The organism is Zoogloea sp., from assembly GCF_041911615.1.
Lineage (GTDB): Bacteria > Pseudomonadota > Gammaproteobacteria > Burkholderiales > Rhodocyclaceae > Zoogloea.
The window spans coordinates 62,370-81,471 of record NZ_JAYROR010000089.1 but is presented as its reverse complement, the minus strand read 5'-3'; the positions used below and the strand labels follow the sequence as shown (position 1 = coordinate 81,471).

At 68.7% G+C, this 19,102-nt stretch carries 18 protein-coding genes; 11 read left to right on the top strand and 7 right to left on the bottom strand.

Annotated features, from left to right (window positions below; genetic code table 11):
• Positions 1-72 precede the first annotated feature (72 nt).
• The 3 genes from pdxA to ACE3P2_RS10660 all read right to left on the bottom strand — a co-directional run bounded on the left by pdxA (position 73) and on the right by ACE3P2_RS10660 (position 5,030).
• Entirely contained in the window at positions 73-1,056 is a 984-nt protein-coding gene (gene pdxA, locus ACE3P2_RS10670) for a 4-hydroxythreonine-4-phosphate dehydrogenase PdxA (protein WP_374264221.1), read from the bottom strand.
• A 117-nt stretch (positions 1,057-1,173) separates the two neighbouring features.
• Positions 1,174-2,469 (bottom strand): peptidylprolyl isomerase, encoded by a 1,296-nt coding sequence (locus ACE3P2_RS10665; RefSeq protein WP_374264219.1) that lies wholly within the window; start codon positions 2,467-2,469, stop codon positions 1,174-1,176.
• A gap of 14 nt (positions 2,470-2,483) precedes the next feature.
• Positions 2,484-5,030 (bottom strand): LPS-assembly protein LptD, encoded by a 2,547-nt coding sequence (locus ACE3P2_RS10660; protein WP_374264217.1) that lies wholly within the window; start codon positions 5,028-5,030, stop codon positions 2,484-2,486.
• An 81-nt stretch (positions 5,031-5,111) separates the two neighbouring features.
• Between ACE3P2_RS10660 and ACE3P2_RS10655 the strand changes: the two genes are divergently transcribed.
• The 5 genes from ACE3P2_RS10655 to mgtE all read left to right on the top strand — a co-directional run bounded on the left by ACE3P2_RS10655 (position 5,112) and on the right by mgtE (position 10,892).
• Positions 5,112-6,110, top strand: coding sequence for an aminoglycoside phosphotransferase family protein (locus ACE3P2_RS10655; protein WP_374264215.1), 999 nt, complete (start codon positions 5,112-5,114; stop codon positions 6,108-6,110).
• 19 nt (positions 6,111-6,129) lie between these two features.
• Complete coding sequence (gene murU / locus ACE3P2_RS10650; protein WP_374264227.1) at positions 6,130-6,831, top strand: N-acetylmuramate alpha-1-phosphate uridylyltransferase MurU; 702 nt, start codon at positions 6,130-6,132, stop codon at positions 6,829-6,831.
• 22 nt (positions 6,832-6,853) lie between these two features.
• On the top strand, positions 6,854-8,170 hold the full coding sequence (gene pepP, locus ACE3P2_RS10645; protein WP_374264213.1) for a Xaa-Pro aminopeptidase: 1,317 nt from the start codon (positions 6,854-6,856) through the stop codon (positions 8,168-8,170).
• Between the two features lies 1 nt (position 8,171).
• Entirely contained in the window at positions 8,172-9,314 is a 1,143-nt protein-coding gene (locus ACE3P2_RS10640) for an FAD-dependent monooxygenase (protein ID WP_374264211.1), read from the top strand.
• Positions 9,315-9,449: 135 nt separating this feature from the next.
• Positions 9,450-10,892: a magnesium transporter gene (gene mgtE, locus ACE3P2_RS10635; RefSeq protein WP_374264209.1), complete on the top strand. Its 1,443-nt coding sequence runs from the start codon at positions 9,450-9,452 to the stop codon at positions 10,890-10,892.
• Positions 10,893-10,928: 36 nt separating this feature from the next.
• Here the strand turns inward: mgtE and ACE3P2_RS10630 are convergent, their stop codons facing one another.
• Positions 10,929-11,762, bottom strand: a complete 834-nt coding sequence (locus ACE3P2_RS10630; protein ID WP_374264207.1) for an EamA family transporter — start codon at positions 11,760-11,762, stop codon at positions 10,929-10,931.
• Between the two features lie 100 nt (positions 11,763-11,862).
• On the opposite strand from ACE3P2_RS10630, the gene ACE3P2_RS10625 reads away from it, so the two are divergent.
• Positions 11,863-12,396 carry a MarR family winged helix-turn-helix transcriptional regulator gene (locus ACE3P2_RS10625; protein WP_374264205.1) on the top strand — a complete coding sequence of 178 codons (534 nt, stop codon included), beginning with the start codon at positions 11,863-11,865 and terminating at the stop codon, positions 12,394-12,396.
• A 117-nt stretch (positions 12,397-12,513) separates the two neighbouring features.
• Here ACE3P2_RS10625 and hemL read toward each other — a convergent pair whose 3' ends face one another.
• From hemL to ACE3P2_RS10610, 3 genes are read right to left on the bottom strand one after another with little or no spacing between them, the layout of a single operon-like run.
• Positions 12,514-13,800 carry a glutamate-1-semialdehyde 2,1-aminomutase gene (hemL, locus tag ACE3P2_RS10620; RefSeq protein ID WP_374264203.1) on the bottom strand — a complete coding sequence of 429 codons (1,287 nt, stop codon included), beginning with the start codon at positions 13,798-13,800 and terminating at the stop codon, positions 12,514-12,516.
• A gap of 20 nt (positions 13,801-13,820) precedes the next feature.
• Positions 13,821-14,438: a thiamine phosphate synthase gene (gene thiE / locus ACE3P2_RS10615; protein ID WP_374264201.1), complete on the bottom strand. Its 618-nt coding sequence runs from the start codon at positions 14,436-14,438 to the stop codon at positions 13,821-13,823.
• Positions 14,438-15,280: a hydroxymethylpyrimidine/phosphomethylpyrimidine kinase gene (locus ACE3P2_RS10610; protein WP_374264199.1), complete on the bottom strand. Its 843-nt coding sequence runs from the start codon at positions 15,278-15,280 to the stop codon at positions 14,438-14,440. Before ACE3P2_RS10610 ends, thiE begins: the two co-directional genes overlap by 1 nt.
• Before the next feature lie 118 nt (positions 15,281-15,398).
• Here ACE3P2_RS10610 and ACE3P2_RS10605 point away from each other — a divergent pair, with 118 nt between their 5' ends.
• The 5 genes from ACE3P2_RS10605 to ACE3P2_RS10585 are packed head-to-tail and all read left to right on the top strand — an operon-like array spanning position 15,399 to position 19,090.
• On the top strand, positions 15,399-15,551 hold the full coding sequence (locus ACE3P2_RS10605; protein WP_374264225.1) for a rubredoxin: 153 nt from the start codon (positions 15,399-15,401) through the stop codon (positions 15,549-15,551).
• 58 nt (positions 15,552-15,609) lie between these two features.
• Positions 15,610-16,008, top strand: coding sequence for a twitching motility response regulator PilG (pilG, locus tag ACE3P2_RS10600; protein WP_374264197.1), 399 nt, complete (start codon positions 15,610-15,612; stop codon positions 16,006-16,008).
• Between the two features lie 20 nt (positions 16,009-16,028).
• A complete protein-coding gene (locus ACE3P2_RS10595) occupies positions 16,029-16,394 on the top strand; it encodes a PleD family two-component system response regulator (protein WP_374264195.1) in 366 nt (121 codons plus the stop codon).
• 9 nt (positions 16,395-16,403) lie between these two features.
• Positions 16,404-16,919 carry a chemotaxis protein CheW gene (locus ACE3P2_RS10590; protein ID WP_374264193.1) on the top strand — a complete coding sequence of 172 codons (516 nt, stop codon included), beginning with the start codon at positions 16,404-16,406 and terminating at the stop codon, positions 16,917-16,919.
• A 47-nt stretch (positions 16,920-16,966) separates the two neighbouring features.
• Complete coding sequence (locus ACE3P2_RS10585; RefSeq protein ID WP_374264191.1) at positions 16,967-19,090, top strand: methyl-accepting chemotaxis protein; 2,124 nt, start codon at positions 16,967-16,969, stop codon at positions 19,088-19,090.
• Positions 19,091-19,102 lie beyond the last annotated feature (12 nt).

Sequence of the window (19,102 nt, the reverse complement as noted above, 5' to 3'; positions counted from 1 at the left end):
TGCCGGGCAGCGCGCCGCAGGCGGCGAGGCCCAGGGCGCTGACGCCGCCGAGGAGGACGCGCCGACGCGGATTCATGCCGCGCCCCGGCTGCGCACCATCGAGATCGCCAGTTCGACCGCGGCGAACAGGCTGCCCGGGTCGGCGCGGCCGCTCCCGGCCAGGTCGAGGGCGGTGCCGTGATCCACCGAGGTGCGGATGATCGGCAGGCCGAGGGTGACGTTCACCCCGCCGCCGAAGCTGGCGTGCTTGAGCACCGGCAAGCCCTGGTCGTGGAACATCGCCAGCACCGCGTCGCCCTGCTGCAGGGTGTGGGGCACGAAAAGGGTGTCGGCCGGCAGCGGGCCGACGAGCCGCATGCCCTCGGCACGCAGCGCTTCGAGCACCGGCGCAATGGTGTCGATTTCCTCGGTGCCCATGTGGCCGCCCTCGCCCGCGTGGGGATTGAGGCCGGCGACGAGGATGCGCGGCGACGCCAGCCCGAAGTGGCGGCGCAGGTCGGCGTCGAGGATGCGCAAGGTGTCGGTGAGCAGCGGGCGAGTGATCGCCGCGGGGACGTCCTTGAGCGGCAGGTGGGTGGTGGCCAGCGCGACGCGCAGCCCGCCGCCGACCAGCATCATCACCACCAGCGGCGTGCCGGTGGCTTCGGCGAGGTATTCGGTGTGGCCCGAGAACGGCACGCCCGCGTCGCAGATGATGCCCTTGTGCACCGGCGCGGTGACCATCGCGGCGAACTCGCCCGACTGGCAGCCGGAAATGGCGCGGTCGAGCAGCGACAGCACGTAGGGGGCGTTGGCGACGTCGAGGCGGCCGGGCGTGGCCGGGCGCGTCAGCGGCACATGGAGCACCTCGATGGCACCCGCGCGGGGCGTGCCGTCGGGCACGTAGTCGATCAGATCGACGGAGGGTTCGACGGCGTGGATGCGGGCGGCGATCATCGCGCGGTCGCCCAGCACGACGGGCCGGGCTGGCCAGTCGCGGCGCGGCAGCGCGGCGCACAGATCGGGGCCGATGCCGGCGGGTTCGCCGCTGGTGATGGCGAGGATGGGCAGGGACATGGCGGAGCGATGCAAAGCTGGAATCAAAAAAACCGGCCGGGACGGTCGCGCCCGCTGGCGCACCCACCCCGGCGACAGGGCTGGGACGGCGCGGCCACCCGCGCCGGCCCAGCGGGCTTACTTGTCTTCGAGCCGGTATTCGACGTAGGCCCGATCGCGCAGCTGACGCAGCCAGTCCTGGTAGGCCTCGTCGGACTTGCGTTCGCGCAGGGCGTTGCGGGCGGCGGCGCGCTTGCGGTCGTCGGAGACGTCCTGGACGCGGCGCTCCTCGACCAGGATCAGGTGCCAGCCGAAGGGCGACTGGATCGGCTGACTGAGCTCGCCGGGTTTGAGGGCGTCCATCGCCTGCTCGAATTCGGGCACGGTGTCGGCCGGGTAGATCCAGCCCAGATCGCCGCCCTTGGAGGCGGAGATGTCGGCCGAGTACTGGCGGGCCAGGTCGGCGAAGCTGGCGCCGCCCTGGACGATGCGCTCGCGCAGTTCGGTCAGGCGACGGCGGGCGTCGGCGTCGGACACCACCTCGCTGGTCTTGATGAGGATGTGGCGGGCGCGGGTCTGCTGGACCTGAGCCGGCACGCCGGCCTGGCTGCCACCCTTGCGGTCGAGGAGCTTGACGATGTGGAAGCCCGCGGCGCTGCGCAGGATCGGCGTGACCTGGCCGGGCTTGAGATTGGCGACGGCCTCGGCGAACAGGCCAGGCAGACGCTCGGCGCTGCGCCAGCCGAGATTGCCGCCGGAGAGCGCGTCGGGGGCGTCGGAGTAACCGGCGGCGAGCTTGTCGAAGGGCTCGCCGCGGGCGACGCGGGCGGCCACGTCCTCGGCCTTGGCGCGGACGCGGGCGAGCTGGTCGGGGCTGGCGCCCTCGGGCGTGCGCAGCAGAATGTGCGCGAGGTTGTACTCCTCCTGGCCGACGGCGTTCTCGGGATGCGAGAGGAAGTTGTTCACCTCGGCGTCGGAGACGATGATGCGGCTCTCGACCTCGCGCTCGCGCACGCGGGCGACCAGGATCTCGTTGCGGATTTCCTCGCGGAAGCGCGGCCAGGTGATGCCGTCGCGTTCGAGCGCCTTGCGGAAGTCGGTCATCGACAGCTTGTTGTTGTCGGCAATGCGGCCGATGGCGCGCTCGAGGGTGACGTCATCGACGCGGATCGAGGTCTCGTTGGCGAGCTGGATCTGCAGGCGTTCGACGATCAGGCGTTCGAGCACCTGGCGTTCGAGCACGTCGGCCGGCGGCAGCGGAGTGCCCTGGCGGGAGAGCTGGTGGGTGACCTGCTCGACCCGCTGGCGCAGGTCGGCTCGGGTGATCGCTTCGCTGTTCACCACGGCCACGATGCGGTCCACTTCCACCGGGCCGGCGGCGTGGACGGACAGCGTGAGCAGGGAGGCGACGATCAGGCTTGCAATGCGTTTCATGGGGCGGGGGGCTTTCAGTAATCCTCGTCTTCGGCGCCGAAATAAGGCACGGTGCCGCCGTTGATCTTCCCATAACCGGGCACGTTCCGCTTGAGCATCTCGAGCGGGCTGGAGCCGATACTGCCGGCGCCGTTGAATTCGAGCTGGAAGAAGAACGAACGGTTGTTGTCGTTGGACGTGGTGACGAGCTGCTGGATCACGCTGCGGAACACCCAGCAGCCGGCGTTGTATTCGAGGCCGGCGATGCCCTGGGTGAGGCGGTGATCGCGCAGGTTGCGGTTGTAGCGGCCGACGCCGTACCAGTTGCCCCACAGGGGCCACTGCCCGGAGATGTCCAGGTCGCGGAAGCCGTCGGGCGAGGTGGGGTCGGCGGAGTAGTTGTGCTTGTAGCGCCAGTTGACCGACACCGCGCGGGCGTAGGCGGGCTGGAAGCGCACGCCGATGTTGAAGCGCTCGGTCCAGTTGTCGCGCGGGTTGTACTGCCACGCGGTATCGAACTGGAATTTGGGCATGAAGGTGGCGCTGAAGGCGGCCAGCAGGTCGGCCTGCTTGCCGGTGCGCATCGGCGCGCCGTCGTTGAGGGCAACGCGCTGGTCGACCAGGTAATAGCGCTGCCCCAGGGCCGCGCGCACGCGTTCGGCGCCGGTCTCCGGGTCGATCAGGCGGCTTTGCACCGCGGTGGTGACCTGGTTGGCGTTGGAGATGCGGTCGCCCCCGGTGTAGACGTTCTCGGCGAAGATCTGCGCGAAGTTGAAGTCGTAGAAACCGGAGTCGAAGTTGGGAATCCGCGACTGATCGGTGTAGGGCACATAGAGGTAGTACACCCGCGGCTCGAGGGTCTGGATGTAGTTGCGGCCACCGAAGGTGGTGTCGCGCTCGAAGGTCACCCCGCTGTCGACCGAGATGATCGGCAAGGTGCGACTCTGGCTGGTGTCGCCCGTGGGCGTGCCGCGGTAGTCGAGGTCGTACTGGGTGGCATGGACGCCGATCTTGGGCGTCACGTAGAAGGCGGACGTCTGCAGCGGCAGCGACAGCTGCGGGTAGAAGGTGAGACGACGCCCTTCGGTCTGGGTCGGATGGCTGAAGCTGACGAACTCGCTGGCGAGGTGGAAGGTCGTCGGGCCGAGGATGTCCGGGCGCAGGGCGTTCAGGGTGATCTGCGGCAGACGCTTGTAGGGCTCGGTGCGCACGCCGGTGACCGGGTCGGGCAGGTTCTGGAACGACTGCAACATGCCGGTCACGGTCCACCAGCCGCCGCCGGCGTAGGTCAGCGAGCCCTGGCGCGGGATGTTCACCGTGGAGGTGAGCGCGACGCGGGTCGACAGATCGGTGAAGTAGCGCGGATCGGAGATGCCGCCGAAGTTGATGTTGCCGGTCCAGCCGTTGCCGAAGGTTTGGTCGTGGCGGATCGAGCCAGCGTAGCGGCTGCGCTGCTCGACCTGGTCGTTGGGCAGATACTCGAGCAGGGTGAGGCCGCGGTAGGTGGGCGTGACGTAGCGCGTCTCGTTGCGCACCTGCAGCCCGCGCAGCCCCATGTAGCGCAAGGTGAGGGTGTCGTCGTAGTTGGGTGCGAGGTTGAAGTAATACGGCACCGACAAATCGACACCAACCTTGTTGGACGTGCCGAAGGTGGGCGACAGCACGCCCGAGCGACGCGCTTCGGACAGCGGAAAGTCGGCCCACGGCATGTAGCCCAGCGGCACGCCCTTGAACACCAGGGTGCCGCCCTTGGCCTCGCCGACCTCGCGGTCGTAGTCGAGCTCGAGTTCGTTGGCGCGCAGATACCAGTCGGGGCGATCCGGCTTGCAGCTGGTCCAGGTGCCGTTGAGGAAGCGGAACTGGTTCTCGCCCTCGAGATAAAGCTTTTCGGCCGATCCGTGGCCGGTGAGGGGCTGCTGGGCGCGGGGCACCGACTGCCCCGGCAGCAGGATCTGCCCCGGCGGCGCCGGCCGGCCGGGACGGCTGATGACGTATTCGGGCGAATCGAAGGCACCGACCTGCTCCTCGACCTTCATCCGCATGTGCGGGCCGGTCATGGTGTCGCCGCCCCGGGTGACGCGGACGTTGCCGGTGGCCTCGACCTCGTCGGTGAGTTCGAAGTATTGCAGCCGGTCGCCTTCGAAGCGGGCCGCGTCGCGCACCAGTTCGGCCGAACCTTCGGCCACGGCGTCCACGTCCTGCAGACCCGAGACCTTTTCGGCGGTGATCACCGTGATGCCCGTCTTGGGCGGCTTGGCGGGCGCCGGGGCGGTGGCAACGCGGCTCACCCGGCCGGGCGCTGGCGCCACGGGCCTGTCGGCCGGCTTGTCGAGGGCGACACGCGGCTCGGCAGGCTTCGCGACGACCGCCTCGGCCTTCGGCGTGACGGGCCTCGCGACAGCGGGCCTGGCGGAGCGACGATCGGCCTGGGCGGCGTCGGCATCGGCCGGCGCAGCGGCGGGTACGGGCCCGAGCAGCGCGGGCGACACCACGAAGGGCGGCAGCGCCTCGGCACCGGCACGCCCCCACAGGGCGAACAGGGCGATCGACAGGAAGCGCAACTGGGTACGAGGAGGTTTCATCCCGGAACAGGAACCAGCCGGCGAGCCGACCGCATGGTTTGATAAACTGCGCGATTTTACACGAACCGATTTCCGACTCCCGTGGAACGACGCCAACAACTCCAGTCCTGGCTCGCCGCCGAATTTCCCGGCCGCCCCTTCGACATCGCCCCGGCCAGCGCCGACGCCAGCTTCCGGCGCTACTTCCGGGTTACATTTGCTGACGATTCGGTGCCGCTGATCGTCATGGACGCGCCGCCCGCCCACGAAGACTGCCGCCCCTACATCAACGTGGCCGAGCTCTTCGGCGCTGCCGGCGCCCACGTGCCGCAGATCCTGCGCCAGAATCTCGACGAGGGTTTCCTGCTGCTGTCCGACCTGGGCAACACCACCTACCTGCAGGCGCTCACCAAGGAGAACGCCCATCACCTCTACGCCGACGCCCTGGGCGCACTGATCTGCATCCAGAAGGCCAGCCAGCCCGGCGTGCTGCCCGAGTACGACCGCGAGCTGCTGATGCGCGAACTGGAGCTGTTCCCGGTGTGGTACGTGGGCCGCCACAAGGGCGTGACCCTCACCGAGAAGCAGACCGCCGACCTCTACGAGGTGTTCGACCGCATCGTCGAGGTCAACCTCGCCGAGCCCCAGGTCTTCGTGCATCGCGACTACCACAGCCGCAACCTGATGCTGAGCACCCCCAACCCGGGCGTGCTGGACTTCCAGGACGCGGTCTACGGCCCGCTCACCTACGACCTCGCCTCCCTGTTCAAGGACGCCTACATCCACTGGGAAGAGGATTTCGTGCTCGACATGCTGGCCCGCTACTGGGAAACCGCCCGCGCCCTCGGCCTGCCGGTGCGCGCCGACTTCGCCGAGTTCCACCGGGATTTCGAATGGATGGGCGTGCAGCGCCACATCAAGGTGCTCGGCATCTTCGCCCGCCTGTATCACCGCGACGGCAAGGACGGCTACCTCAAGGACATGCCGCTCGTCATGCAATACCTGCGCAAGACCTGCGAACGCTACGGCCAGCTCAAGCCCCTGCTGCGCCTGCTCGAGCAGCTCGACCCGCAGGTCACCGAAGTCGGCTATTCGTTCTGAGCGAGCCGCCATGAAAGCCATGATCCTGGCCGCCGGCCGTGGCGAACGCATGCGCCCCCTCACCGACACCTGCCCCAAGCCGCTCCTGGCGGCCGGCGGCAAGCCGCTGATCGTCTGGCACATCGAACGTCTCGCCGCCGCCGGGATCGCCGGCCTCGTCATCAACCACGCCCACCTCGGGCAGATGATCGAAGACGCGCTCGGCGACGGCACCCGCTTCGGCCTGCCCATCGCCTACTCGTCCGAAAGCAGCGCGCTCGAGACCGCCGGCGGCATCGCCCGCGCCCTGCCGCTGCTGGGCGAGGCGCCCTTCGTCGTGGTCAATGGCGACGTCTTCTGCGACGCCGATTTCGCCGCCCTCGCCCGCACAGCGGAAGGCCTCTCGGCCGACGGCGCCCTCGCCCACCTGCTGCTGGTGCCCAACCCCGCCCACAACCCCGGCGGCGACTTCGGCCTGCTGCCCGACGGCCACGTGGTCGACGACGGTCGCCGCGAACGCCTCACCTTCTCGGGCATCGGCGCCTACCACCCGGCGCTCTTCGCCGGCATCGCCCCCGACCAGCCCGCCAAGCTCGCCCCGCTGCTGCGCGCCGCGATGGCCGCCGGCCGCGTGACCGGCGCCCGCCACGACGGCCGCTGGATCGACGTGGGCACCCCGGCGCGCCTCGCCGAGCTCGACGCCAGCCTGCAACCGGCCGGCACGCCGCCGGTCAACGCCTGAAAGCCCCCACGGTAACCGCCCCATGCCCCTCGACATCGCTCCCTTCCAGGCCCGCCGCGCGCGGCTTCTCGCCACCATGCAGGCCGCCGGCGGTGGCGTGGCGGTCATCCCCACGTCGCCCGAGCGCCACCGCAACCGCGACACCACCTACGCCTACCGCTTCGACAGCTACTTCTATTACCTCACCGCCTTCCGCGAGCCCGAGGCGGTGCTGGTGCTGGTGGCCGGCGACACGCCCCGGAGCATCCTGTTCTGCCGCAGCAAGGACGTCGAGCGCGAGATCTGGGACGGCTACCGCTTCGGCCCCGACGCCGCCAAGGATGCCTTCGGCTTCGACGAGGCGCACCCCATCGACGCGCTGGACGAGCAGCTCGGCGTGCTCCTGGCCAACCAGCCGGCGGTGTTCCACTCCATCGGCTACGAGCCCGACTGGGACCGCCGCATCGCCGACGCCCTCAACCGCGTGCGCGCCCAGGCCCGCACCGGCGCCCAGGCCCCCGCGCAGATCCGCGACGTGCGCAGCCTGATCGACGAGATGCGCCTCATCAAGGACGCCTCCGAGATCGCCACAATGCGCCGCGCCGCCGACATCTCCGCCGGTGCCCACCTCCGCGCCATGCGCGCCGCCCGCCCCGGCGTCTTCGAATACGAAGTCGAGGCCGAGCTGATCCACGAATTCCGCCGCCACGGCAGCCAGGCGCCGGCCTACAGCTCCATCGTCGCCACCGGCCCCAACGCCTGCGTGCTGCACTACGTCGAGAACGACCGCCAGCTGGCCGATGGCGACCTGCTGCTGATCGACGCCGGCTGCGAGCTCGACGGCTACGCCTCGGACATCACCCGCAGCTTCCCGGTCAATGGCCGCTTCAGCGGGCCGCAGAAGGCCGTGTACGAACTGGTGCTCGCCGCCCAGGCCGCCGCCATCGCCGAGATCCGCCCCGGCGCCAGCTGGAACGCCGGTCACGACGCCGCGGTGCGCGTGCTCGCCCAGGGTTATCTCGACCTGGGCCTGCTCACCGGCAGCCTCGACGGGGCGCTCGAATCGGGCAGCTACCGCCAGTTCTACATGCACCGCACCGGCCACTGGCTGGGCCTCGACGTGCACGACGCCGGCGACTACAAGCTCGCTGGCGACTGGCGCCCGCTGCAGCCGGGCAACGTGCTCACCGTCGAGCCCGGCACCTACATCCGCCCGGCCGAAGGCGTGCCCGAAGCCTTCTGGAACATCGGCATCCGCATCGAGGACGACGCCCTCGTCACCGACAACGGCAGCGACATCCTCACCCACGCCACGCCCAAATCCGTGGCCGACATCGAAGCCATCATGGCGGAGCGCTAACGTGGAACGACACGACATCGCCATCGTCGGCGCCGGCCCGGTGGGCATGACCCTCGCGCTAGCCCTCAAGGACGCCGGTCTCGACATCCTGCTGCTGGACGCCCGCGCCCGTGGCGCCGCCCGTCACGACCCGCGCGTGCTGGCGCTCTCCCACGGCAGCCGGCTGACGCTGGAGCGCCTGGGCATCTGGTCGCAGTTGCCGGCCACGCCCATCGAGACGATCCACGTCTCCCAGCAGGGCGGGTTGGGTCGCACCGTGCTCGAAGCCCGCGAATACGGCCAGCCGGCGCTGGGCTACGTGGTCGGCGCCGGCCCGCTCGCCGCCGCGCTAGACGACGCCCTCGCCGCCGCCGGCATCCCGATCCGCGACCACGCCGCGGTGAGCGGCCTCGCCGCCGGGGCCGACGACGTGATCCTCACCCTCGGCGACGGCACGCCCGTCGCAGCCCGCCTCGCCGCCTGCGCCGAGGGCCTGATCGACGGCGACGACGGCGCCCGACTCGTCGAACGCGACTACGCCCAGCACGCGGTCATCAGCGTCGCCACGCCCGCCATGCCCCACGGCCAGCGCGCCTGGGAACGCTTCACCCCCCACGGCCCGCTGGCCGTGCTGCCCTGCGGCGCCGACTGCGCCATCGTCCACACCGCCAGCCCCGCCGACGCCGATGCGCTGATGGCCCTCGACGACGACGCCTACCTCGCCCGCCTGCAGCGCCATTTCGGCGACCGCCTGCGCTTTTCCGCGGTCGGCGCGCGGGCCCGCTACCCGCTCAAGCTGCGCTACCGCCCCGACCCGGTCGGCCAGCGCAGCGTCTGGCTCGGCAACGCCGCCCAGACGCTGCACCCCGTCGCCGGCCAGGGCTACAACCTCGCCCTGCGCGACGTGTGGGCCTGCGCCCAGGCGATCCTGCGCGCAGGCGGCGACCCGGGCGCGGCCGACACCCTCGCCGGCTACGCCCGCGCGCGACGCCTCGACAGGAGCGGCACGATCCGCTTCACCGACGGCCTGGTGCGCCTGTTCAGCAATGCCGTCGCGCCGCTCCAGCACGCCCGCGGCGCGGGGCTGTTCGCCCTCGATCTGCTGCCACCGGCCCGTCATTTCGTCGCCAAGCGGATGATGTTCGGCGCCCGCGCCTGGCCCTAGCCCGGGGCGGGTCGCAAAAGGCCCAAAAAAGGCCCGAAAACCCTGCATCTGCGGGTCGCCGCGGCGCAGCAAACCCCGTAGAATCCGCAGCCTGCGCGCCAGCCCGGCGCCCCGCCGCCCACGGGAAGTTCCGCCATGGCCGAAGCCGACGACCTCCAGCACCACGACGACCTGGACAGCCACCTGAAGGAGGTCCAGCACCTGCTCGCCCGCCACAAGCTGGTAGAGGATCTGGTCCATCGCCAGGACATGCCCAAGCACGATCTCGTCGAGAGCCTCGTGCACAAGCAGCACGTCCAGGAACTGAGCCACAAGCTCGACAGCCTGCACTCGGCCGACGTCGCCCACATCCTCGAAGCGCTGCCGCTGGAGGATCGTCTCTTCGTCTGGGATCTGGTCAAGGCCGAGCGCGACGGCGAGATCCTGCTCGAAGTGTCCGACGCGGTGCGGGAATCCCTCATCGAGTCGATGGACCCGGCCTCGCTGCGCGCCGCTGCCGAACAGCTCGACGCCGACGAACTGGCCGACCTCGCGCCCGATCTGCCCCACGAAGTGATGGAGGCCGTGTATCGCGGCCTCGACCCGGAAGAGCGCGAGCAGCTGCGCGCCGCCATGTCCTACCCCGAAGACTCCGTCGGCGCCCTGATGGATTTCGAGATGGTCACCGTGCGCGAGGACGTGACCCTCGAAGTGGTGTTGCGCTACCTGCGCCGCTTCGACGCGCTGCCCGACCACACCGACCAGCTCTTCGTCGTCGATCGCGACGAGCACCTGCGCGGCGTGCTGCCGATCAACCGGTTGCTCCTCAACGACCCGGAAACCGAGGTGAGCGAGATCATGCTCACCGATACCCTCACCCTCGAGCCCGCCGACGAGGCCGAGACCGCCGCCCAGGCCTTCGAGCGTTACGACCTCGTCTCCGCGCCGGTGGTCGATTACCACCGCAAGCTGGTGGGCCGCCTCACGGTGGCGGCGGTGATGGACTTCATCCGCGAGGAAACCGAGAACGAACTGCTCTCCCAGGCCGGCCTGAAGGAAGGCGAGGACATCTTCGCACCGGTGTGGGATTCGGTGAAGAACCGCTGGGCCTGGCTGGCCGCCAACCTGGTCACCGCCTTCATCGCCAGCCGGGTGATCGGCGCCTTTGAAGGCTCCATCGAAAAGCTGGTCGCGCTGGCCGCGCTGATGCCCATCGTGGCCGGCATCGGCGGCAACTCGGGCAACCAGACGATCACCATGATCGTGCGCGGCATCGCCATGGGCCAGGTGCAGGACGACGCCCTGTCGCGCCTGCTCAAGAAGGAGATGGGCGTCGCCCTCATCAACGGTCTGGTGTGGGGTGGCCTGCTCGGCGTGCTGGCGTGGTTCCTGTACGGCAGCAGCAAGCTCGGCGCGGTGATGACCGCCGCGATGACCCTCAACCTGCTCCTCGCCGCCTTCGTCGGCGTGATGGCGCCGATGATCCGCAATCGCCTCGGGCAAGACCCGGCGGTGGGCTCCAGCGTCATCATCACCGCCGTCACCGACTCCGGTGGCTTCTTCATCTTCCTCGGGCTGGCGACGATCTTCCTGATGTGATCGCCGCCAGCCGGCGGGCAAGCGGTCGAAAGCGCTTCACCCGCGCCGGGCGGCGGTCCATTGCACCACGAGGACGCTCGCCAGCACCACGATCAGCCCGGCCAGCGCCGAGCCCGTCAGCGACTGGGAGAGCAGCACCCAGCCCAGCACCACCGCCGTGAGCGGACTCAGCAAACCGAGCGAGGCCACCGCCACCGTCGGCAGGCGGGCCACGCCGCGGAACCACAGCGCGTAGGCAAGCAAGGCGCCGGCCAGACTCAGGTAGGCGTAGGCCGACCACTGAGACCGCGTGAGCGCCGGCAGCGGCCCATCGGCCAGCCAGGCCACCGGCGCGAGCATCAACCCACCGATCAGCAGCTGCCAGCCCGTGAGCGCCAGCACCGGCAGATCCAGCCGCCAGCGGTGCGTCAGCCATACCCCCGCCGCCATGCTGGCCGCACCGAACAGGGCCGCGGCAATGCCCACCGGCTCATAGACCGTCTGCGGCGACAGCAGCAGCACCGCCATGCCGACCACGCCCGCCAGAGACGCCCACAGGGTGACGCGGGACGGCGTACGGGCGTCCACGGCCCAGGCCAGCACCATGATCAGCAGCGGCTGGACGGCCCCCAGCACGGCCGCCAGGCCACCCGGCAAACGGTAGGCCGCGATGAACAGCAGCGCCTGGAAGAGGCCGATGTTCAGCGCGCCGAGCACCATGAGACGCCAGCCATCCCGCCGGACAGGCAGGCGGCGGGTGAGCAACAGCAACACCAGGCCGGCCGGCAATGTGCGAAGGAGAGCAGCAGTGAAAGGACGGTCGGGCGGCAGGTATTCCGAGGTCACGATGTAGGTCGAGCCCCAGATTGCGGGCGCCACGGCGGTAAGCATGACATCGCGCCAATGGCGCCATGAAGCGGTGAGCGGCATGGTTTTATCTTCAATTCAAGTTATCATGATGGCGAAGCAAATTAACTTGAAGTCAAGACAAATGAAATCCCAGACCACGCCACGCCCCGCGGACGCGGTGGATGTCATTCTCGAGCAATGGCGGCGAGAGCGCCCCGAACTCGACCCCAGCCCGATGGGACCGATCGGACGCCTCGCGCGTTGCGCAGCCTTGCTGGCGCCCCGCCTGGAGTCCTGCTTCGCAGGCTTCGAGCTGAGCGCCTGGGAGTTCGACATGCTCGCCGCGCTGCGGCGCGCCGGCGCACCGTACCGACTGAGCCCGACCGAGCTGTTTTCGACCTTGATGGTGACATCGGGCACCATGACTCACCGACTCAAGCGCCTGGAAACCCGGGGGCTGGTGACGCGCGAGCCCAACGCGGAGGATGCGCGCAGCCTGCTCGTGCAGCTGACCGCCGCCGGGCTGGCGCTGATCGATCAGGTCGTCGAGGCGCACATCGAAAACGAACGCCGGATTCTGTCGCCCCTGCCGACCGCGATGCTGGCGGACCTGGACACGGCCCTTTGCGCGCTGCTCCAGGCACTGGAAGGCTCGCCCGGCAGCGACCGAAGCTGAACGCAGGGCGACGCGCCCCATGAAAAAAACCCGACGCCCTTGGCAGGAGTCGGGTCTTTCAAACACGGCCAGGCACCGGGCGGCGCCTGGCCGTTCAGGCGCGATGCGACGAAACGGTCAGCCGGCGTTCGCGGCGAACCACTGCTCCGCGGCGGCAACGGTGGCGTCGATGTCCGCCTCGGTATGGGCCGCCGACACGAAACCCGCCTCGAAGGCCGACGGGGCGAAGTAATGGCCCGCGTCCAGCATGGCGTGGAAGAAACGGTTGAAGGTCTCGCGGTCCGAGGCCATCACGTCGGCGTAGCGCTGGGGCACGGCCTTGGCGAAGTACAGGCCGAACATGCCGCCCACCGAATCGGCGATGAAGTTAACCCCGTGCTTCCTGGCTGCGGCGTTAAGGCCGGCCACCAGCCGCTCGGTGCGCGCGGTGAGGGTCTCGTAAAAACCCGGGCGGGCGATCTGCTCGAGGCTGGCGAGCCCGGCGGCCACGGCCACCGGGCTGCCCGACAGGGTGCCGGCCTGGTACACGCCGCCCAGCGGGGCGATCTTCTCCATGATGTCGCGACGGCCGCCGAAGGCGCCCACCGGCATCCCGCCACCGATCACCTTACCGAGGGTGGTCAGGTCCGGCGTGATGCCGAACAGGCCCTGCACGCCGCGCGGGCCGACGCGGAAGCCGGTCATCACTTCGTCGAAGATCAGCACGGCGCCGTGCTCGGTGCACAGCCGGCGCAGCAGGTGCATGAAATGGGCCGACGGCTTGACGAGGTTCATGTTGCCGGCGACCGGTTCGATGATCACGCAGGCGATCTCGCTGCCGCGGGCCTGGAAGGTTTCCTCGAGCTGGGCCGGGTTGTTGTAGTCGAGCACGACGGTGTGCTTGGCGAAATCTTCGGGCACGCCGGCGGACGACGGGTTGCCGAAGGTGAGCAGGCCCGAGCCGGCCTTGACCAGCAGGCTGTCGGCGTGGCCGTGGTAGCAGCCCTCGAACTTGACGATCGCGTCGCGGCCGGTGAAGCCCCGGGCCAGGCGGATCGCGCTCATCGTGGCTTCGGTGCCGCTGGAAACCAGGCGCACCATTTCCATGCTCGGCAGGAGCTCGCACAGGCGCTCGGCCATGTCGATCTCGCGCTCGGTGGGCGCACCGAAGGACAGGCCGTCGAGCGCCGCCGCGCGCACCGCCTCGACCACCACCGGATCGGCGTGGCCGAGGATCGCCGGGCCCCAGGAGCCCACGTAGTCGAGGTATTCCTTGCCGTCCGCGTCCCACACCCGGGCACCCAGCGCTTTCTTGAGGAAGCGCGGGGTGCCGCCCACCGAGCGGAAGGCGCGCACCGGCGAATTGACGCCGCCGGGAATGGTGCGCTGGGCGCGGGCAAAGAGGGCTTCGTTGCGACTGGTCATGCTGGAGGCTTTCTGAGAGGTCAATCGAACAGCCCGGCGTAGGCCGCCGCGCGGGCGGCGGGGTCGGGCGCGGAAAAAACGTCGCTGATGACGGCGAGCAGGCTGGCGCCGGCTTCGATCAGCGCCGGGGCGTTGTCGAGGGTAATGCCGCCAATGGCCGCAACAGGCAGGTCGAACTCGTGCCGCGCGCGGGTAAGCAGCGCACGGCCGGCGCGCGGTGCGGACGGCTTGGTGGACGACGGGAACATCGCCCCGAAGGCCACGTAGTCGACACCCGCCGCGGCGCCGGCCACGGCGCGGGGCCATTCGTCGTAACAGCTCACGCCGAGGATGCGGCCGACCCCCAGCGCGGCGCGGGCCGCCGCCGGATCGCCGTCGTCACGTCCCAGATGGGCGCCGTCGGCGCCCAGTTCGAGGGCCAGGGGCAAATCATCGTTGATGATCAGCGGCACCCCAGCGGCGCGACATACGGGCAGCAGACGCTCGGCCTGGACGCGCTTCAGGGCCCGGTCGGCAAGCTTGTTGCGATATTGCACGAGCGCCGGACGTGCCGGCAGCACCGCAACGACGGCGGCGACGAGCGCATCGGTGTCGGACTCGTCGGGGGTCACCAGGTAAAGACCGCGACGCATCACCATCAGCCGCCCCCCTGGTTGGCCGGACCGGCCCAGAAGAAGCGATCGGGGATGTACTGCCCCATGCCCGGACGAAAACCCGCCACCAGGGTCTGCCAGGTGAACCCCTGCGCCTCGAAGGCTGCGCTCGACATGTCCATGCCGTGGGCCAGCGCCGATGCCAGCGCGGACGCCAGGGTGCACCCCGAACCGTGGTAACTGCCCGGCAGCCGCTCCCAGGGATCGGCCCGCAGCACCCCCCCGCGCCCATAAAGGGTATTGACCACCTGAGGGGTATTGGCGTGGGAGCCGGTGATCAGCACGTACTCGCTACCCATTTCGAGCAACTGCACGGCGCAGTCCGCCATGCTGCGCTCGTCATAATCTTCGCCGCCGTAGCAGGAGATCAGCCGACGCGCTTCCATGGTGTTGGGGGTGATCACGGTGGCCTGGGGCAGGATGAACTCGCGCAGGGTCGCGAGCATCGCCTCGGAGGCCAGTTCGTCGCCGCGACCGGAGGCGACGATCGGATCGACCACCACCGGGATGTGTGGATAATCGGAGATGATCTCGGCAATTACCTCGATGTTCTCGATACTTCCGAGCACACCGAGCTTGAAGGCCTGGATCGGCATGTCCTCGAGGACGGTGCGCGCCTGCTCGATCACGAAGTCGGAATCGACCGGCAGAATCTCCTCGACGCCGACGGTATCCTGCGCCGTGAGCGCGGTGATCACGGTCAGGGGGTGACACCCCATGCCGGAGATCGTCATGATGTCAGCCTGGATTCCAGCGCCACCGGTGGGGTCGGAGGCAGCAAAAACAAGCACCAGCGGAGGGGAAGGATCGTTGCGGTTAGTAGTCATTCCGGGAAACGAGGACGCACAATTTTAACTGCGACTGCGCTACCATTCACGATCCAATCGATTCTAGCCGAAATCAAAGCGACACACCCACATGGCAAGCCTTCCGTACCGAACCTGGATGTGCCTGATCTGCGGTTATATCTACAACGAGGAAACCGGCGCCCCCGAAGAGGGCATCGCCCCCGGAACGCGCTGGGAAGACATCCCTCCGAACTGGACCTGTCCCGAGTGCGGTGCACGCAAGGACGATTTCGAAATGATCGCGCTCTGACGGTTCGACCGCCAGCGCACGGCACTACCATCATCAGCACGGAGCCCGGAGGGTCAAGGTGAATCTCAGCGGAATCAAGGTCATGGTCATCGATGACAGCAACACCATCCGCCGCAGCGCAGAGATCTTCCTCGCCCAGGCCGGTTGCCAGGTGGTGCTCGCCGAGGACGGTTTCGACGCCCTGTCGAAGATCGCCGACCATGCGCCCGACCTCATCTTCGTGGACATCATGATGCCGCGCCTGGACGGCTACCAGACCTGCGCGCTCATCAAGAAGAACCCCCGCCTCAAGGCCACGCCGGTGATCATGCTGTCCTCCAAGGACGGCCTCTTCGACCGCGCCCGCGGCCGCCTCGCCGGCTCCGACGAATACCTCACCAAGCCCTTCACCAAGGAAAGCCTGCTGCGCTCGGTCGCGAGCCACACCCAGGCCCGCCAGCTTTCCGCCCACGACTGACCCCACGAAACGCCGCCTCCATGCCGATCAAGAAAATCCTCGTCGTTGATGATTCCCCGACAGAACGGCTCGCCCTGTCCGAAGTGCTGGTCAAGAACGGTTACCAGGTGATCACCGCCGACAGTGGCGAAGAGGCCGTGGTCAAGAGCAAGGCCGAGTTGCCCGACCTGATCCTGATGGACGTCGTGATGCCCGGCACCAACGGTTACCAGGCCACCCGCACCATCGTGCGCGACGACGCCACTCGCGACATCCCCGTCATCATCTGCACCAGCAAGGGTCTCGAGACCGACAAGATCTGGGGCATGCGCCAGGGGGCCTTCGACTACATGGTCAAGCCCCTCGATCACGCGGTCCTGCTCGAGAAAATCCGCGCACTCAACTGACGACTCCCCATGGCGAAGCGGATCAGCCTCCACGAATTCCAGGCCGGGCTCGCCCGGCGCCTCGCCGATGCCCGCGACAGCCGCGCATCGGCCCTCCTCGGCATCCAGGCCGGCAAGCGCAACTGGCTGGTGGACCTCACCGAGGCCGGCGAGATCCTCGCCGTCCCTCCCCTGGCCACCGTCCCGCTCAGCCAGCCGTGGTTCCGCGGCCTGGCCAGCGTGCGCGGCAACCTCTTCGGGGTCGTCGATTTCTCGGCCTTCCACGGCGACACCCCGATCGCGCCGATCGGTCAGTCCCGGCTGCTGCTCGTCGGCGTGCGCCACAACCTCAACTGCGCCCTCCTCGTCACGCGTGCCCTGGGTCTGCGCGCCATCGAGGACTTCGAACCCCTCGCCACCCCCTTCGATGCCGACCAGCCCTGGATCGGCGACCAGCTCCAGGATGCCTACGGCAACCCCTGGACCCGGCTCAAGGTGAGCGAACTACTGAACAACGCACGTTTTCTCGACGCCGCGCAATCGTAAAACCATTCAGGAGGAGCGGCGGCCCGCACCGCCCAAGGACGACAAACATGGCATTCAAGCTTCCGGGATTCTCGCTGGGCGGCAATAAGGCTGCTTCGACCAACGTGGATACGATCATCGAAGCCGGCGACGGCACGCAGCCCGGCGCGGCCCTTCCGTTCCTGGCCGGCAAGAGCGCGTCCGAGCAACTGCGCGTCCTGCGCGTTCCCTTCCTGATCTTCTCCGCCATCACCGCCGCGCTGGTGCTCTACCAGATCCGCGACAACGGCATCGGCACCGCCTACGTCACCGCCGCCGGCAAGATGCGCACCCTGTCGCAGCAGATCGCCAAGGCCAGCCAGCTCGCCCTGCAGGGCGATACCGCCGCGTTCGCCGAACTCAAGGAAAGCCGCACCCAGTTCGAGCAGCTGCGCGAAGTCCTCACCGACGGCGGCGAGATCGACGGCACCCACGTGCCCGGCGGCAGCGGAGCCGTGGCCGAGGAACTCGAGGCCGTCTCGACCCTCTGGAAGAAGACCGCGGCCGATGCCGACAAGCTGATCAAGGAAGAAACCAACCTCACCGGTCTGGGCAAGGCGGTGGCCACCATCAACGGCAAGAACCCCCACCTGCTCGAACTGTCCGAGCAGGTCGCCGCACTCAAGCTGCAGGGCGGCGCCTCCGCCCGCGAGATCGCGACGGCCAACCAGGTCGTGATGCTCACCCAGCGCATCGCCAAGAACGCCAACGCGCTGCTCATTGCCAGCGCCATCGACCCCGAAGTGGCCTTCCTGCTCGGCAAGGACACCATCACCTTCCGCGAGCAGATCGACCAGCTCCAGAAGATGACCGGCGACGGCACCGACACCAAAGCCAAGCTCTCCGAACTCGAAAGCGCTGGCAAGGAAAACCTCACCGCCGTCCAGACCATCCTCAACAACATCCAGCTCCTCGTAAAGGCGAAGGAAGCCGGCAGCCACATCTTCCGCGACTCCACCCCGCTGCTCGAGAAGACCACCGCCCTCGCCAACGGCTACAACAACGCCTACACCGGCTTCTTCACCTGGGTGAGCCTGGCGATCATCCTCAGCGCGCTGCTCGCCCTCGCCTGCCTGGCACTGATGGCCAAGACCTACAACGACGACATCGCGCGCCGCCGCCAGGCCTCCGAACAACTGCGCGAAGCGGCCGAAAACGAGCGCAACGGCACCCAGCAGGCCATCCTTCGCCTGATGAACGAGATGGGCGACCTCGCCGACGGCGACCTCACCGTGCGCGCCACCGTCACCGAGGACATCACCGGCGCCATTGCCGACTCGGTCAACTACACGATTGAGGAACTCTCCGTGCTGGTGCGCCGCATCAACGACGCCGCCCTGCGCGTGACCAGTGCCACCGAATCCGCCCAGCGCACCTCGGACGAACTGCTGTCCGCCACCGAACGCCAGGCCCAGGAACTGCGCCTGGCCGGCGAAACCGCGCAGAGCATGGCCAGCTCCATGAGCGCCGCCTCCGAGGACGCGATGCAGTCCGCCCAGGTGGCCCGTCGCTCCCTCGAAGCCGCCCAGAAGGGCGCCGCCGCGGTGGAGGACACCATCAAGGGCATGAACGACATCCGCGAGAAGATCCAGGAAACCTCCAAGCGCATCAAGCGCCTCGGCGAATCCTCTCAGGAGATCGGCGAAATCGTGGAACTGATTTCCGACATTACCGAACAAACCAACGTGCTGGCCCTGAATGCCGCCATCCAGGCCGCCTCGGCCGGTGAAGCCGGTCGCGGCTTCTCGGTGGTTGCCGAAGAAGTGCAGCGCCTCGCCGAACGCTCCGCCGAAGCCACCAAGCAGATCGGCGCGATCGTGAAGACCATTCAGACCGATACCGGCGACGCCGTGACCGCCATGGAAAACGCCACTCGCGACGTGGTCGACGGTGCCCGCCTGTCCGAAACCGCCGGCCAGGAACTCGCCGAGATCGAACGCGTGTCTGCCGAAACCGCCGCGCTGATCGAACGCATCTCGGTCAGTACCGAGGTCCAGGCCAAGGCCGCCACCCAGGTGGCGGAGAAGATGCGCAGCATTCTCGCCATCACCGACCGCACCACCACCGGCACCCAGCAGACCGCCGTCTCCATCGGCGAACTGGCCGATCTGGCCGTCGAACTCAAGGGCTCGGTGTCCGGCTTCAAGGTCTGAACCTCAGCCGCA

Excerpts from the sequence above, each read along its gene's own strand:
- thiE (WP_374264201.1), bottom strand. The coding sequence starts at position 14,438 with ATGGTGATGCGTCGCGGTCTTTACCTGGTGACCCCCGACGAGTCCGAC.
- mgtE (WP_374264209.1), top strand. The coding sequence starts at position 9,450 with ATGGCCGAAGCCGACGACCTCCAGCACCACGACGACCTGGACAGCCAC.
- murU (WP_374264227.1), top strand. The coding sequence starts at position 6,130 with ATGATCCTGGCCGCCGGCCGTGGCGAACGCATGCGCCCCCTCACCGAC.
- ACE3P2_RS10665 (WP_374264219.1), bottom strand. The coding sequence starts at position 2,469 with ATGAAACGCATTGCAAGCCTGATCGTCGCCTCCCTGCTCACGCTGTCC.
- ACE3P2_RS10585 (WP_374264191.1), top strand. The coding sequence starts at position 16,967 with ATGGCATTCAAGCTTCCGGGATTCTCGCTGGGCGGCAATAAGGCTGCT.
- ACE3P2_RS10625 (WP_374264205.1), top strand. The coding sequence starts at position 11,863 with ATGAAATCCCAGACCACGCCACGCCCCGCGGACGCGGTGGATGTCATT.
- hemL (WP_374264203.1), bottom strand. The coding sequence starts at position 13,800 with ATGACCAGTCGCAACGAAGCCCTCTTTGCCCGCGCCCAGCGCACCATT.
- ACE3P2_RS10590 (WP_374264193.1), top strand. The coding sequence starts at position 16,404 with ATGGCGAAGCGGATCAGCCTCCACGAATTCCAGGCCGGGCTCGCCCGG.
- ACE3P2_RS10660 (WP_374264217.1), bottom strand. The coding sequence starts at position 5,030 with ATGAAACCTCCTCGTACCCAGTTGCGCTTCCTGTCGATCGCCCTGTTC.
- pdxA (WP_374264221.1), bottom strand. The coding sequence starts at position 1,056 with ATGTCCCTGCCCATCCTCGCCATCACCAGCGGCGAACCCGCCGGCATC.
- ACE3P2_RS10630 (WP_374264207.1), bottom strand. The coding sequence starts at position 11,762 with ATGCTTACCGCCGTGGCGCCCGCAATCTGGGGCTCGACCTACATCGTG.
- ACE3P2_RS10605 (WP_374264225.1), top strand. The coding sequence starts at position 15,399 with ATGTGCCTGATCTGCGGTTATATCTACAACGAGGAAACCGGCGCCCCC.
- pepP (WP_374264213.1), top strand. The coding sequence starts at position 6,854 with ATGCCCCTCGACATCGCTCCCTTCCAGGCCCGCCGCGCGCGGCTTCTC.
- ACE3P2_RS10610 (WP_374264199.1), bottom strand. The coding sequence starts at position 15,280 with ATGACTACTAACCGCAACGATCCTTCCCCTCCGCTGGTGCTTGTTTTT.
- ACE3P2_RS10595 (WP_374264195.1), top strand. The coding sequence starts at position 16,029 with ATGCCGATCAAGAAAATCCTCGTCGTTGATGATTCCCCGACAGAACGG.